Source organism: Streptomyces sp. NPDC031670 (genome assembly GCF_055580545.1).
Genome location: NZ_JBVILC010000013.1, coordinates 34,428 through 48,104, shown reverse-complemented (window position 1 = coordinate 48,104; position 13,677 = coordinate 34,428). Strand labels below are relative to the sequence as shown.

At 69.7% G+C, this 13,677-nt stretch carries 11 protein-coding genes and 2 pseudogenes; 8 read left to right on the top strand and 5 right to left on the bottom strand.

Going from position 1 to position 13,677, the window contains the following annotated elements:
• Window positions 1–33 precede the first annotated feature (33 nt).
• Window positions 34–222, top strand: a pseudogene (locus tag ACZ5ID_RS23545) (IS5 family transposase); the annotation flags it as partial.
• A 64-nt stretch (window positions 223–286) separates the two neighbouring features.
• Here ACZ5ID_RS23545 and ACZ5ID_RS23540 read toward each other — a convergent pair.
• The gene (locus ACZ5ID_RS23540; protein ID WP_468901230.1) at window positions 287–1,375 is read right to left on the bottom strand and encodes a zinc-dependent alcohol dehydrogenase family protein; all 1,089 of its coding nucleotides are present in this window, start codon (window positions 1,373–1,375) and stop codon (window positions 287–289) included.
• A gap of 178 nt (window positions 1,376–1,553) precedes the next feature.
• Window positions 1,554–1,958, bottom strand: a complete 405-nt coding sequence (locus tag ACZ5ID_RS23535; RefSeq protein WP_468901227.1) for a nuclear transport factor 2 family protein — start codon at window positions 1,956–1,958, stop codon at window positions 1,554–1,556.
• Window positions 1,959–2,104: 146 nt separating this feature from the next.
• Here ACZ5ID_RS23535 and ACZ5ID_RS23530 point away from each other — a divergent pair, with 146 nt between their 5' ends.
• From ACZ5ID_RS23530 to ACZ5ID_RS23515, 4 genes are all read left to right on the top strand, one after another.
• Window positions 2,105–2,680 (top strand): TetR/AcrR family transcriptional regulator, encoded by a 576-nt coding sequence (locus tag ACZ5ID_RS23530; protein WP_468901224.1) that lies wholly within the window; start codon window positions 2,105–2,107, stop codon window positions 2,678–2,680.
• A gap of 477 nt (window positions 2,681–3,157) precedes the next feature.
• Window positions 3,158–3,421, top strand: coding sequence for a hypothetical protein (locus ACZ5ID_RS23525; RefSeq protein ID WP_468901221.1), 264 nt, complete (start codon window positions 3,158–3,160; stop codon window positions 3,419–3,421).
• Window positions 3,422–3,741: 320 nt separating this feature from the next.
• Window positions 3,742–4,401, top strand: a complete 660-nt coding sequence (locus ACZ5ID_RS23520) for a hemerythrin domain-containing protein (protein WP_468901218.1) — start codon at window positions 3,742–3,744, stop codon at window positions 4,399–4,401.
• A 142-nt stretch (window positions 4,402–4,543) separates the two neighbouring features.
• Window positions 4,544–5,692, top strand: a complete 1,149-nt coding sequence (locus ACZ5ID_RS23515; RefSeq protein ID WP_468901216.1) for an MFS transporter — start codon at window positions 4,544–4,546, stop codon at window positions 5,690–5,692.
• A gap of 346 nt (window positions 5,693–6,038) precedes the next feature.
• On the opposite strand, the gene ACZ5ID_RS23510 is transcribed toward ACZ5ID_RS23515, so the two are convergent.
• Window positions 6,039–6,926, bottom strand: coding sequence for a LysR family transcriptional regulator (locus tag ACZ5ID_RS23510; RefSeq protein ID WP_468901214.1), 888 nt, complete (start codon window positions 6,924–6,926; stop codon window positions 6,039–6,041).
• A gap of 465 nt (window positions 6,927–7,391) precedes the next feature.
• Here ACZ5ID_RS23510 and ACZ5ID_RS23505 point away from each other — a divergent pair, with 465 nt between their 5' ends.
• Both ACZ5ID_RS23505 and ACZ5ID_RS23500 read left to right on the top strand, forming a co-directional pair.
• A complete protein-coding gene (locus ACZ5ID_RS23505) occupies window positions 7,392–10,970 on the top strand; it encodes a CHAT domain-containing protein (protein ID WP_468901213.1) in 3,579 nt (1,192 codons plus the stop codon).
• A gap of 63 nt (window positions 10,971–11,033) precedes the next feature.
• A pseudogene (locus ACZ5ID_RS23500) lies at window positions 11,034–11,342 on the top strand (hypothetical protein); the annotation flags it as partial.
• Here the strand turns inward: ACZ5ID_RS23500 and ACZ5ID_RS23495 are convergent.
• Window positions 11,320–12,606, bottom strand: coding sequence for an MFS transporter (locus ACZ5ID_RS23495; protein WP_468901211.1), 1,287 nt, complete (start codon window positions 12,604–12,606; stop codon window positions 11,320–11,322). The pseudogene ACZ5ID_RS23500 and the gene ACZ5ID_RS23495 sit on opposite strands and share 23 nt — an antisense overlap.
• Window positions 12,607–12,841: 235 nt before the next feature.
• Between ACZ5ID_RS23495 and ACZ5ID_RS23490 the strand changes: the two genes are divergently transcribed.
• Window positions 12,842–13,396, top strand: coding sequence for a hypothetical protein (locus tag ACZ5ID_RS23490; RefSeq protein ID WP_468901208.1), 555 nt, complete (start codon window positions 12,842–12,844; stop codon window positions 13,394–13,396).
• Here the strand turns inward: ACZ5ID_RS23490 and ACZ5ID_RS23485 are convergent, their stop codons facing one another.
• Window positions 13,397–13,591 (bottom strand): NAD-dependent epimerase/dehydratase family protein, encoded by a 195-nt coding sequence (locus tag ACZ5ID_RS23485; protein ID WP_468901205.1) that lies wholly within the window; start codon window positions 13,589–13,591, stop codon window positions 13,397–13,399.
• Between the last annotated feature and the right edge of the window lie 86 nt (window positions 13,592–13,677).

Below are 13,677 nucleotides of genomic sequence, written 5' to 3'. Positions count from 1 at the left end.
AGCCGCGTTACACCATGCGCCGGCCATGCGCAGCCTCGGGACCGGGGGGTTCAACCCGGTCCCGAGGGGTGGGTGGTCGAGCGGACCTGCGGCTGGCTCATGCTCCACCGGCGGCTGGCCCGCGACTACGAAACCCGGCCCACCTGCTCCGAAGTCAAGATCCATATCGCGATAACCAACCTAATGGCCCGCTGCCTCACCAGCGAGAAAACTATCTCCTGACGCGACCCGATACTGCAGAGCAAACAGCAGATTCCGGGATGAAAAGACGGGAGATATCGACCTCTCAGGGGTTACTGATGACCACCTTGCCGAACGGTGAGCCGGTGGCGTAGTGGCGGTAGGCGTCGACGGCGTCCTCGAAGGGGAAGGAGCGGTCGATCACCGGCCGGATCCGGTGCTTGTCGATGAAGCTGTTCATGGCGATGAACTGGGCACGGCTTCCGACCGCCACGGTGCGGATCGTGGCGCCGGATGCGAAGAGCGCCTGAGGGTCGAGCGATGTCACGGTGCTGCCGACGAAGCCGACGCACGCGATTGTGCCGGCGAGGGTGATCGCGCGGACGGACTCGTGCAGCAGTCCGGCGACGTCGAGGATGCGGTGGGCGCCACGGCCGTCGGTGAGTGTGCGGACCTCGTCGGCCCAGTCGGGTGTGGCCGAGTAGTCTACGACCGCGTCGGCACCGAGGCGCCGCAGACGCTCCGCTTTGACCGGTCCGCTGGTCGTCGCGATCACGCGCGCGCCCAGGGCCTTGGCGAACTGGAGGGCGAAGAGGGAGACGCCGCCGGACCCCTGAGTCACCACGATGTCGCCGGGTCGGACGCCTGTCCCGTCACCGGTGAGGGCGTTCCATGCCGTGACCGCCACACATGGCAGTGTCGCGGCCTCCGCGTACGTCAGGTGCTCGGGTATCGCCACGAGCGAGGTCGCGTCGACCAGAGCGAACTCGGTGAGCATGCCGTTCAGCGACCCACCGCGCTGGTCGAGGTGCTCGACGCCGAACGGCCCGTCCTGCCAGGTGGGGAAGAGCGTTGCGGCCACCCGGTCTCCGACACCGACCGCGTCGACGCCCGGCCCCACCGCCACCACCTGGCCGGCCCCGTCGGATACGGGAACGACGTCCGGCTTGACCGGCAGGACGTACGTTCCATTGAGCACCATGAGCTCGCGAAAGCTCAGCGACGTCGCCCGTACTGCCAGCAGGGCCTGGCCTGGGCCCGGTTCGGGAATGTCGTGTTCGCGGACCGCGAGACCGGCCACTCCGGCCCCGCTGTGTGAAAGGTGGTAACTACGCATCCGGCGCATGGGGCGATATCCCTTGATCGATGTGACGGTGACGGTGACGGTGACGGGCAGGCCGTCGGTGAGGATCAAGGCCGCGGGGCCTCGATGGCATGACCGCGCGCTGCCGACGCGGTGGCAGGCGTCCGACCGAGACGACGACCAACACGCACTTGCCGATCGCGACTCGCGGCTTGACGCGTACGCGTACGCGGACCCGGACGCTGGTGCGGGAGCGGCGTTGGCCCCGGTCCCGGTCCCGGTCCCGGACTCAGTCCCGGCCCCCGGTCCCGGACTCGGCGGCCAGCGGGACCTCGCCGGCCGTCTTGCTGAAACCGAGCGCCTCGACGATCTGGCCATCGGTCACGCGCATGACATTGACGCCGCTCACCCACTCCTCGGGGCCCGGTCCGAAGCGGTAGCTCCACACGATCGTCGCGCGGTCGCCGGCCACGATCACGTCGCGCGGGGTGAACTGCGTGGCCCGGTCGTCGACGAGCGCCGCCCACCACTGCGTGCACGCCTCGCGACCGACGACCCGCTCCCCGCTCGGCGCGGGCTGAACGCTCTCCATGACGCAGTCCTCGGCGATCAGGTCCGCGAGGAGGTCGACTTGCCGGTCGGTGAAGGCGCGGTTGAAGCGATTAATGACCTCGACAGTGCTGCGTGCCGACATGACGACTCCTCAAGTGACGTGTCCCGCATGGCGGTTGACCCGGCGTCGGACAGTTTCGATGGGCGCTGAGCGAGTAGACCGTTCGTTCTATAGCTCAAGAGATAGACCGGTTGATCTACCGTGTCAAGTGCTGGCACAATCACGCCATGAGCACTTCCACCAAGCCCGGCCCCCGCGAGCGACTCCTCTCCGCCGCACAGGAGTTGACCTACACCCAGGGCGTTGGAGTGGGCGTGGACGCCTTGCTCAAGGCGGCCGGGGTCGCCCGCCGTTCGCTGTACGAACACTTCGGTGGCAAGGACGGCCTCGTCGCGGAGGTACTGCGGCGCAGCTCCGCCGAGGATGTCGACCAGTACCGGTCCACCATGGACGCGGCCGGGGACGACCCCCGCGCACGGCTGCTTGCAGTCATCGACCGACTCAACGTCATCGCCGCCGCACCCGACTTCCACGGCTGCCGATACCTCGCCGCCGACCTAGCCCTGACGCAGCCGGAGCACCCCGGGCACGAGGTCACCCGGGCTTATCGACGCACCGTTCAAAGCCTGTTCGCGGACGAGTTCACCGCTCTCGGGCACGCCCGGCCGCAGTTCGCCGCGCAGCAACTCCTGCTCCTCATCGACGGCCTACTCGCCGCCGGCGCGACACGTCCGGACCTCGTGTCCGCCGCCTCCCGCGAACTTGCCGAGCACATCATCGACGCGGGCGCCACGGGAGCGTAGGCGCGTTGGCATATCGCTGCGTCGGCGCGTTCCCCTCAGGGCCGACACACACGAGGTCACCAATGCGCCACGCGGTAGCGGGAGCGACGAGGTCATCGCGTCCGGTTGAGCCAGCCAAGGCACGTCTTCGAATGCTGAGCGAGCCTTCCGAATGGTTTGTGCGTTGAGGGCAAGGGCGGAGACGAGCTGGCCGTAGCGGGCGTATCGAGGCTGAGCACGGCAAGGACCCTGCGGGTGAGCGAGCTCAATGCCTATGCCCCCGACCCTTCAAAGCCGTGGTCCGACAGCTGGCGGAGTGAGGAACCTGCGGTTCGATCGGCGCGCTCACGGGGGAGTGGTAGCCGTCCGGAAGAGGTGACGATCGCCGGTGTGGCCAACGACATGCGGGGCCCGCGACCGGCTGCGCGCTGAAAGCGGGATCGAGGCGCCGGTGCACGTTTTCGCGGCCTCCTTCGCCGGTGGCAGGGCCCGCGCTGCATGCTCGCTTCGGAGGTCTTCTTGGCGGCGGTGGGCGCGCCTGCGCTGCTGGTCCACTGGACCAAGCACACGTTCGTTCCCGTCGAGTCCTCACGCAGGTACGTCCGCGCCTTCGTCGGGCCCATCCGGTTGATGGAGTTGGACGGTGCACAGCATGGGTGCGCCGTGCGCGAAGACCTCCAGTATCAGCATCCGCAGACGCAGGCGTGGCAGGCCGAGGTCATCGAGTGTGTTACTGCCTTCCTCGCCGGCGCGCCCCTCTAGCAGGGCACAGCCTTCAAGGCCTGGCGCAGCTCACGGACTCCGACCCTGCGCCCGTGGGCACGCAAAGGGGTGATGGTGCACCGGAGTTCACCCAGGATCTGATCGAAGGCCAGTGGCTGCTCGCGCATGTGCACCTCTTCGCCCGGGCGCCTTGCGGGAGCCGGAGAACGCTCATTGATAACCGCTGAGTTATCGATCGGCTCACGAAGTCTGCGTTGATCCTTTGGTGACCCCGGGAGAGGCTGTTTCGCGTCAGGGACGACTCGTGCTGTCGGTTCCCGACAAACCATCAGTCATTGGCGCACGGGAGTGGGACCGACGTGAGCGAGAGGCTCGACATGACCGTGACGTACGCGGTGCACAACGCGTTGCGCAGGGAGTTAGGGCACGTCGCCCGGGCCGTCGCCGTCCATCGTGCCGATCTCCGACGTGTGCTGCGGGTGGCCCCGGGCTGGGGGATGTTCCACAGCGCCCTGCACGCCCACCAAGCCGCTGAGGACGAGGCGCTGTGGCCTTCGCTGCGGCGGGCGCTGGCCGGTCGGCCCTTCGACCTGACGCGGCTTGAGGCGATCGAGGCCGAGCACGCGGCTCTCGTTTTCCTCATCGAAGCGGTCGATGACGGACTGGCCGACGTCCACATCGGGCCGGACCTTCTTGAAGAGCTCGTCGACTGCCTGGTCACCGGCCTCGACAAGCACCTCGACCATGAGGAGGAGACCGTCCTTCCGCTGGTTCAGGCGGTTTTGAGTCAGCAGCAGTGGGATCTCTTCGGACGTGCCCATGCCCGAAAGATCGAACCGTGCGTGGCGGGGTTCCTGCCCTGGCTCCTGGACGGTGCCGACGAGCGGACCGTTGCCTCGGTCCTGGACCAGCTCCTGCCGAAGCACGCGCACCACGTGTACGTGCGCAGGTGGCGACCCCAGTACGAGGCGCTCGACCTGTGGGGGACCCGTTACCCCGCCGCAGTTACCCGACCGTGAGGTCCGCGCTCCCCACGTCCCTTGCCCGCACATTCTCCTCTCCCACCCCACCCTCCAGGAGTTCGTCTTGTCCACGGCCGAATCCGCTCGAAGATCCGGCGGTTCCGCGCCGACGTCGGAGCCTGGCTTCTCGGCTCCCTCCGTGCCCCTGCGCAGATGGCTCGCGCTGACGGCCGTGGCCGTCGGCACCTTCGCCATGGTGACCGCTGAGCAATTGCCCATGGGACTGCTCACTCCCATCGGCGGCTCGTTGGACGTCTCCGAGGGGACCGCCGGACTGTTGGTCACCGTGCCGGGTCTTGTAGCCTCCGCCACCGCGCCGCTGCTGCCCGTCCTCATCCGGCGGGCCGATCGACGCACGGTCCTGATCGCCCTGCTGGGTCTGATGGCCGTCGCCAACGTGCTGTCCGTCCTGACCTCCGACTTCGCCGAGCTGCTCGTCTCGCGGTTCCTCATCGGCATCAGCATCGGTGGGTTCTGGGCGCTCGCGGCCGGCATCGCTGTGAGCATGGTGCCCGGCGCTTATGTCGGTCGGGCCACCGCCCTTGTCTTCGGCGGTGCCACGGCCGCCAATGTGCTGGGTGTCCCGGCCGGGACGCTGATCGGGGAGTACAGCAGTTGGCGGACCGCGTTCGCCACCGTCGGCGGCCTCGGCCTGCTCGTTGTCGTCGCCCTGCTTCTCTTCCTGCCGTCCGTGCCCGCCCGCGACCCCGTCCGGCTGCGCACGCTGGCGGCACAGTTCCGCAACCCGGCCGTCCGCACCGGAGTACTCACCACATTCCTGCTGGTGGGAGGACACTTCGCGGCGTTCACCTTCGTCAGCCCCGCCTTGCGGGACATCTCCGGCATCGGTCAGAGCATGGTCGGCCCGCTCCTCCTCGTGTTCGGCGTCGCCGGCATCCTGGGCAACTTCCTCGCCGGTGCGGTCGTGGGGCGCGATGTACGGCGGGTGATCACGATCATCGGCTGTTCGCTCGCCCTGGTCCTGGCGCTCTTCCCCCTCATCGGGACAAGCCCTTGGGGCGGGATCGTGCTGTTGATCGGCTGGGGGCTGGCCTTCGGCGGAGTCCCGGTGAGCGTCCAGACCTGGATTCTGCAGTCGGCACCCCGCGAGGCCGAGGCCGCCACCGCTTTGAACACCTCGGTGTTCAATCTGGCGGTCGCCCTCGGTGCCCTCTTCGGCGGGCTGGCCGTCGACGCCGCCGGCCTCGACGTCGCGCTCTGGGGCGCCGCGGCGGTCGGTCTGATCACCACGATCACGGTCTGGCGCACCCGGGGCACGGCGGCCTGACGCCGTCACGCGCCATGGCCGGGATCGGGGGCCCCCGGGCGGACCCCCGGCAAAGGGCGGAGGCGCCGTCGCGACGGACGGGGTGTACGGCGGACTTGCGGCCGGTTTCGCGGCCCGTCGCTCCCGACCACCTTCGTCGTCGGGAGCGACGGGCACCTCGGGCGTCCCGCGAACGGACGCGCATGATCGAGGCCGCCGTACAGGGCACGGCGGACAACGCCCAGGTGGCTGTGTTCGCCACCACGACCCGCCGTCCTGTGTGCGTCCTCGCCCGGGGACGCCGGCATCGTGGCTTCCACGAATTGACGAGGCCGCCCAGCGGTTGTCGCCACTGAGGGGCAGCGCGTCAGAACTGGAAGGCGCCGAGTTCGCGGACCGTGTCGGCGAGGGCGCGGATCGCCTCGTTCTCTGATTCGGTCCGCCAGATCAGGACATAGGACAGGGTCGCCAGGTCAGGGACGGATAGCCAACGGATGTTCGGCATGCCCCAGTGCCGGATGACGTGGCTGGGGAAGCCGTGGATGGTTTCGCCCATGCCTACCTGGTTGATCATGTCTTCGGCGTTGTTCGTGGGCCGACCGCGCTCGATCAGCCTGCCCCGCGGTGTGTTGAAGGGAAGGTAGCCGTCCTCCCAGTAGTCGGGGATGCCGGACGGCATGGCGTGCTGGAAGTCGGCGAACATTTCCAGCCGTACCGAGGTGCGCTGCGCGAGTGGGTGGTCGGCGGTGACGGCGAGGATTCGGGGGTCCTTCATCAGGACCGGTCCGACGGTGAAATCCGGTTCCTCGACGGGCAGCCAGGCAACCAGGACGTCGAACTCGCCGTTGCGCAGCCGGCCGAACGGGTCGAGATACGTCAACTGGTGGACCTCCAGCTCCCAACGGGGATGCCGCGATCGGAAGGCCTTCCAGTAGAAGTGCAGGTCAGCGACGTTGAACGGCATCATGCCGATACGGAGCCGGCCGGTGACGCCGCGGGCGGCCAGCCGGGCGCGTTCCATGGACGCGTGCAGGCCCGCGTAGACCGGCTGCAGGTCGTCGCGCAGTTGGCGCCCCACGGCGGTCAGGCGCACGGTGCGGCTGGTGCGCTCGAAGAGCGCGGCACCTATGCGACGTTCCTGCTTCCGGATGACCTGACTGACGCGGGCCTGGGAAACCCGCAGCCGTTCGGCTGTCCGGCCGAAGTGCAATTCCTCGGACAGCACCAGAAAGATCTCGATGTCACGCAGCTCCATGACGCCCCCGTGTCCCGCCCGACGCCCCCATGGTCGTTGAGCCCGGGAAGTATATGGCGATCATTCCCGATGGCTGAAACAGGTCCATCGTGCTCGCCGTGCACCGCCTCGCTCGGTGTCACCGAAGGGGAGTGGCACGTCGGCGCGTTCGGGTCGTACTCAGCACGAGCGAGTGGTCGGGGAGGATGTGGTGTAGGAGGCGGCCGTCTCCACGCCCGGTACGGGCGGCAGCGTGGACCCAGCATGTCACTTCCGACCAACAAGCGGTGCGCGATTTCAGCTCCGGCGCACAGTGGTCGGCGACCCTGTCGAGGTACTCCGACGTGTCGGCGATTACGCAGGCGAGTGGTTGCCCGCGGGTCGGCCTTGCCGGCGAGGCCAGGCGCCGAGGCGTTACGGACCCGGTTCGAGTACACAGGCGTACCAGCCGATCTGAACGAGGCCGTGCGCCTGGGGGCTTTGGCGGTGAAATCGACGCCGGAGAACCATCCCGATCGCCCGACCATGCTGGCGAACCACAGCATCGCGCTGCTGGCCCGGTTCGGGCAGACCGGCGATCCGGCCGACTTGGACGAGGCCGTACGTCTGGGCACTCTGGCTCTGAACACCGCCCCCGAGAGTCACCCTGGCCGCACCATCATGCTGACCAACCTCGGTGGTGCGCTGCACCGGCAGTTCGAGCGCACCGGTGCGCTGACAGATCTGAACGAAGCCACCCGCGTAGGTACCCTGGCCGTCGAAAACAGCCCCGGTCACCACTCCGGCCGCGGCGTGATGCTGTCGAATCTCTCGAATTCGCTGCTGGCCCGGTTCGAACGCACCGGCGCGCTCAGCGATCTGCACGAGGCCGTCCGCGTGGGCACCCTGGCTGTGGAGACCACTGCCGAGAGCGACCCCGGCCGCGCCACGTGGCTGTCCAGCCTGGGCAACGCGCTACGGACCCGGTACGCCCGCACCGGTGCGCTGGACGACCTGGACAAGGCCGTGGACATGGCGACCGTGGCCGTGGGACGCACCCCCGTAGACCATCCCGGCCGCCCCGCCAGGCTGGTCAGCCTCGCGGGCGCGTTGAAGGCCCGATCCGAACGCACCGGCTCACAGGCCGACCTGGCAGAGTCCGTACGCCTGCAGACCCTGGCCGCCGAGGCCGCCGGCGACGACAGCCCCGACCGCGTCGCCATGCTGTCCAACCTCGCGGAAGCGCTGCGAGCCCGTTTCGACCGGACAGACGTCCTGGCCGACCTGGACCAAGCCGTGGAGGTGGCGGCCCAGGCAGTCGAGGCCACGCCCCCCGACCATCCCAACCGGGCCTTCATCCTGACCAATCTCAGCAGCGCGCTACGGACGCGGTTCCTGCGCACCGACGCGCTGCCGGACCTCTACCGAGCCGTGGAGGTGGCGACCCTGGCCGTGGAGTCCGCTGCCGACGGCCATCCCCACCGGGCCGGCATCCTGAACGATCTCGGTGCCGCACTGCTCGCCAGGTTCATGCGTGTCGGCGCGCTGACGGACTTGAACGAGGCCGTGCGCATGATGACCCGGGCCGTGGAAACCACCGCCGACGACCATCCCGACCGCGCCAAATGGCTGTCCAACCTCTGCGCCGCGCTGCACGCCCGGTTCGACCGCACCGGGGCGCTCGCGGACCTCGACGAAGCCGTACGCATGGGCACCCTTGTCCTGGCGAGCCTTCCCGAGGACTACCCCGGACGGGCGCTCACCATGGCCAACCTGGGCAACGCGCTTCGGACGCGGGCCATACGCACCGGCGCACTGCCCGACCTGGACAAGGCCGTGCAGATGGGCGGCCTGGCCGTGGCGGCCACCCCTGACGGCGATCCGGACCGCATCAAGGGTCTGACCAATCTCGGCGCGGCCCTGGTCACCCGGTTCGAGCTCACCGGTACCCTGACGGACCTCGACGAAGCCGTACGCGTGGGCACGCTCGTCCTGGGGACCCTCGCCGAGGACCACCCCGACCGCGCCACCCGGATGTGCAACCAGAGCATCGCGTTGACGTCCCGGTTCCAGCGCACCGGCGATCCGGCAGACCTCGATGAAGCCGTGCGCCTGGGTGCCCTGGCGGTTGAGCGCGTCCCCGACGACCGTCCGGAACGCGCCAGGATTCTGTCCAACCTCGGCGTCACCCTGCGGACCCGGTTCGGACACACCGGCGCGTCGGCCGACCTGGACGAATCCGTGCGGGTGGCCGCCCTCGCCGTGGCGGCCACCGCCGAGGACCACGCCGACCGTGCCCTCATGCTTACCCTGCTTGGCAACGGGCTGCGGATCCAGGCCGAGCGCGGCGCCGACCCCGAGGCCGCAGAGCAGGCCGCTGACCTCCTCGAGCAGGCGGCCTCGTTGCCCTCAGCACCTCCGACCGACCGGATCCACGCCGCGCTGCAGGCAGGCACGCTGATCGGGGTCACCGACCCCGGCCGGGCCGCCGATCTCTTCGAACAGGCCGTGCGCCTGCTGCCCGAGATCGCTTCGGACCGACTGCTCCGTGACGACCGCCAGTTCGCGCTCAGGCGTTTCAGCGGCCTGTCCTCCGATGCGGCAGCGTTGGCGTTGCTCGACACCTCCAAGCCCGAAGGCCAGCGGGCCGAGCGGGCTCTGGCGCTGTTGGAGGCCGGGCGTGGAGTGCTGCTCAGCCGGGCCATGGGGCTGCGCAGCGACGTCACCGACCTTCAGGCCGAACACCCCGAACTTGCCCGCAGGCTCACCGAGCTGCGCACCTTGCTGGACGCCGAGTCCGACGGTCGTCTCGTCACCGCCGACCCGGCCGACGGCGCGGTGGCCGGCAGTACCCGCGCCGAGTGGGCGGTCGAGCTGGCGGCGGTCCTGGAGCGGATCCGTGCGCTGCCGGGCTTCGAGTCCTTCGGCCTGCCACCGTCGATGGAGCAGCTGCGAGTCCAGGCAGCGGCCGGACCGGTCGTCAGTTTCACCGTCAGCTTCCACCACAGCGCGGCCCTGATCCTCACCACCGACGGCGTCACCGCGGTGCCACTGCCCGGCCTGACACCGGAGGCCCTGATCGAGCACATCGACGTCTTCCATCGTGGGCTGGACGACGTCCACGGCTCGGAAGACGTGGGCCGCGAAGCGAGTCAGGCCTTGCTGAACACGCTGGCCTGGTTGTGGGACGAGGTCGCCGAACCGGTGCTGGACCACTTGGGGCACCGCCACCCACCGCTTCCCGGTGTGGCATGGCCGCGGGTGTGGTGGGCCACCGGCGGCCTGCTGGGACTCATGCCGCTGCACGCCGCCGGACACTACGAAGACGAATCCGACCCGGGCCGGCGGAGGGTGGCCGATCGTGTCGTGTCCTCCCACACTCCGACTGTTCGGGCTCTGGGCCACGCCCGCCGGCCCCGCCCGGACGTCACGGCGGCGTCCTCGCTGATCGTCGCCATGCCCACCACCCCGGACCTGCCGGCGGAGCTGCGCGGCGCAGAATTGCGGTACGTCCCCATGGAGGCCGCGCGCCTGGCCGAGCTGCTGCCCAGCCCTGTGACGCTCAGCGGCCCGCAGCAGGGCGCGCCGGCGCAGGCCCCGCCGACGCGGGAACGCGTTCTCGCGGAGATGTCGGCCTGCACGATCGCTCACTTCGCCTGCCACGGCGTCAGCGACGCCGACAACCCCTCGAACAGCCGTCTTCTGCTGCACGACCACCGGGATCATCCGCTCACCGTCGCGGCCCTGGCTCCGGTCGACTTACACACGGCACGCCTGGCTTATCTGTCAGCGTGCAACACTTCGGCCAACCACGCCGCAGACCTGCTGGACGAGGCGATCCACCTGGCCGGGGCCATGCAACTGGCCGGCTACCCACACGTGATCGGCACCTTGTGGCCGATCGACGACGAAACCGCCGTCGATGTCGCCACCGGGTTCTACACCGCGCTGCGGGGTGCGGCCGGAGACCTGAACGTCGAAGACGCCGCGATCGCCCTGCACCAGACTCTCAGAACACTTATTGAGGAGCAGGAGATTCACGCGACACCATGGCTGTGGGCGCCCTACATCCATGCAGGGGCCTGACTGCGGCGGCGCTCGCCTTGAGGGTCACCGCATGGCCTCCTATGCCGGGTCGGCGGATTCGCCACGCCGGAAGGGCTGTCCGCCGCGCGCGCCTTGGGGGGTGCTGGTATCCGCGTGGGCAGTGCGTTCGCCTTGTGTGCCGAGTCGGGTGTCGACGCCGCGCTCAAGCAGCGACTGCTCGAACGGGCATGTGCGGGCACGCTCTCGGTACGCAACGAGCCGTATGTCTCCCCTTTCGGTTTCCCGTTCAAAGTCGCACCGGGGGCAAACGCCATGGCCTGCCGAAGTCGACATGTTCGCGTCGGTTTCGGCAGCGGCAGAAAACCTGTTCAAGGACACTGCCAGGGTGTTATCGGGCGCGTCCTTGGCTGAGGGACCTCGGCTCGGCGGTCTCGGCGCGGGTGGGCGGCAGGGCATCGACCGCCGTGGTGAACACGGCCTCGGCCGGCAGGCTCCGCTCCAGGACGAGCAGCATGGCAGCCCCCGCCGTCGAGCTGGCGGCCAGCACCAGCCAGGGCAGCCGGCCGTCGAGCGTCAGCAGCCCGGTGAACAGGGATGGGGCCAGGGTCTGGGACAGGGCCCAGGACAGTTGATAGGTCGCCAGGTAGCGGCCACGCGCATCGGTGGGAGCGGCGCTCACCGAAAGCGCGCCCGCGCTCGGGCTGTGCACCAACTCGCCGATGGTGTAGAGGACCAGCAGTCCGACCAGGCCGGTCATCACGCCCTCGCGGGGCATGGCGCCCAGCAGGGCGTAACCGAGGAAGGCGGCGGCGAAGATCAGGGCGCCGACGGCGGCCACCCGGGTGCGTCGGGCGAAGCGCCTGCCGAGCCTGCCGACCGGCACGCCGGCGAAGGCGCAGAGCGCGGTGTTGACGGCGAACAGCGGACCGGCCACCGAGGCGGGCAGATCGAACTGGGTCACGGCGTACACCGGCAACAGCACACTGAGCGCCGAGTACCCCAGGGCGATGAGGAAGTTCGCCACGGTGAGCCCGGTGTACGGGCGGTCGCGCAGCACCGCGCGGTAGCCGGCCCGCTGCCGGCCGGTCACCAGGCGGGCTGGGTGCGGTGTCCTGATCCGTAGCGCGAACAGTGCCGCGATGAAGAAGGTGGCCGCGTTCAGCCAGGCGACCGCCAGGAAGCCGCTGTCACCGCCGAGTTGGACCAGTCCCGCAGCGAGCAGGCCACCGGCGCCGAGACCGGCGTTGTTCACGCTGCGGGCGAGTGCCATCAGCCGGTCCCGGTGCTCCCCCTGGGCGAGGTCGCCGATCAGGGCCTGCTGGGTGGCGGGGAACGCCTGGGCGCCGGCCGCCGTGAGGGTGGCGACCAGGGCGAAGACCGGCAGGCTGGTGCCGAGCGGGAAGGCCAGGAAGCCAAGACCGCGGATCAGGTAGAGGACCAGCCGCACCCGCCGGGCGCCGAACCGGTCGACGGCCCAGCCACCGACCGGCATGGCCCCCATCGCCAGCAGTCCGGCGACCGTCAGGACGGTGCCGATCGTCGCCAGTGGCAGGTCGGTGATGCGCTGGAAGAAGACCAGGCTGAACGGCACGTACATGCCGGTGCCCACCGCGTCCACCAGCATCCCGGCGATCAGGTTCCGCTCACCGGGCAACCGGCGGTCCTTCGCTTTCATTTTCTCTCCTCAAGTCGACTGCGCTGTCTATGGATCGAGGCCTCGTGGGGCCGGGCGACGCCCGTGGTGTCGGTGCGGCCGACGGTCTCGACGATCGGACCGCCGTGAAGCCGACGTCCGGGCGCGCGGTGGTCCGCAGGCCCTGGGTCGGGCCGGTGGCCGTGGGGTTACCGCGTTTCCTGCCGGGGCCGTTCTCGCCTGCCCGAGGTGGCGGGGGCGTGGATCGCGAGAGCTGGTGGAGTCGGCCACGGGTGTCTCCGGCCAGCTCCGTGAGGACGTACGGGCGGGTGGGAGCCACCGCCCGGCGGCTGCCGCCCGCGGCCACGTCGGCGGCGGCCAGCACGAACAGGTTGGCGAGGTCATCCACGTGCACTATCGGCCACCGGGCGCCGGAGAGCCCACTGTGACCAAGGCCGACACGGGCCCCGTACTGCACGGGGTGGCGCACGAGGTGGTGCCGGTACCGGCCGATACGGTGCTCGTGGGCCCAGCCGACCATCAGGCCGGGGATACCGCCGCCTTGGCCGTACACGATGCCGGGCCTCACGACGACCGCGCGTACGTCGTCGGCGCGGGCGGCCAGCACCCGCTGCTCGAAGCGGGGGCGATAGCGGACAACGGCGACGGCGTTCGTCGGGGCGTCCTCGTCCAGGGTGGCGTCATCAGTGGCCCCCAGCACTCAGACGCCGCTGGTGCAGACGAAGGTACGTCCGGAGCCGCGCAGCCGGGCGGTCAGCACGTCAACGGCCGTGGTGTCCGCGGCGCGTCGTCGGTCGGGGTGGCAAGTTGATTACGCCGTCGATGTCCTCGGTGAGGGCGGCCCCAGCGAGTCCGGGCCGGCCAAGTCGCCGATCCGCGCCGGTGCACCGGCCGGCAGCCGGCTGTCCTCCCTCACGAAGTGGACCAACTGGTGGCCGTGCGCGGTGAGCTGCCGGACCACGGCTGATCCGATGTAGCCGGTGGAACCCAGCACGAGTACCTTCACGATCGATCTCCTGTGCGGATGGAAGAGCAGAAACGGTGGGATGGCAGACGAACAGTCCGCCGCTCGTGAGCCTGAAGCGGCGGCGA

Excerpts from the sequence above, each read along its gene's own strand:
- ACZ5ID_RS23495 (WP_468901211.1), bottom strand. The coding sequence starts at position 12,606 with ATGAAAGCGAAGGACCGCCGGTTGCCCGGTGAGCGGAACCTGATCGCC.
- ACZ5ID_RS23525 (WP_468901221.1), top strand. The coding sequence starts at position 3,158 with ATGCTCGCTTCGGAGGTCTTCTTGGCGGCGGTGGGCGCGCCTGCGCTG.
- ACZ5ID_RS23535 (WP_468901227.1), bottom strand. The coding sequence starts at position 1,958 with ATGTCGGCACGCAGCACTGTCGAGGTCATTAATCGCTTCAACCGCGCC.
- ACZ5ID_RS23510 (WP_468901214.1), bottom strand. The coding sequence starts at position 6,926 with ATGGAGCTGCGTGACATCGAGATCTTTCTGGTGCTGTCCGAGGAATTG.
- ACZ5ID_RS23530 (WP_468901224.1), top strand. The coding sequence starts at position 2,105 with ATGAGCACTTCCACCAAGCCCGGCCCCCGCGAGCGACTCCTCTCCGCC.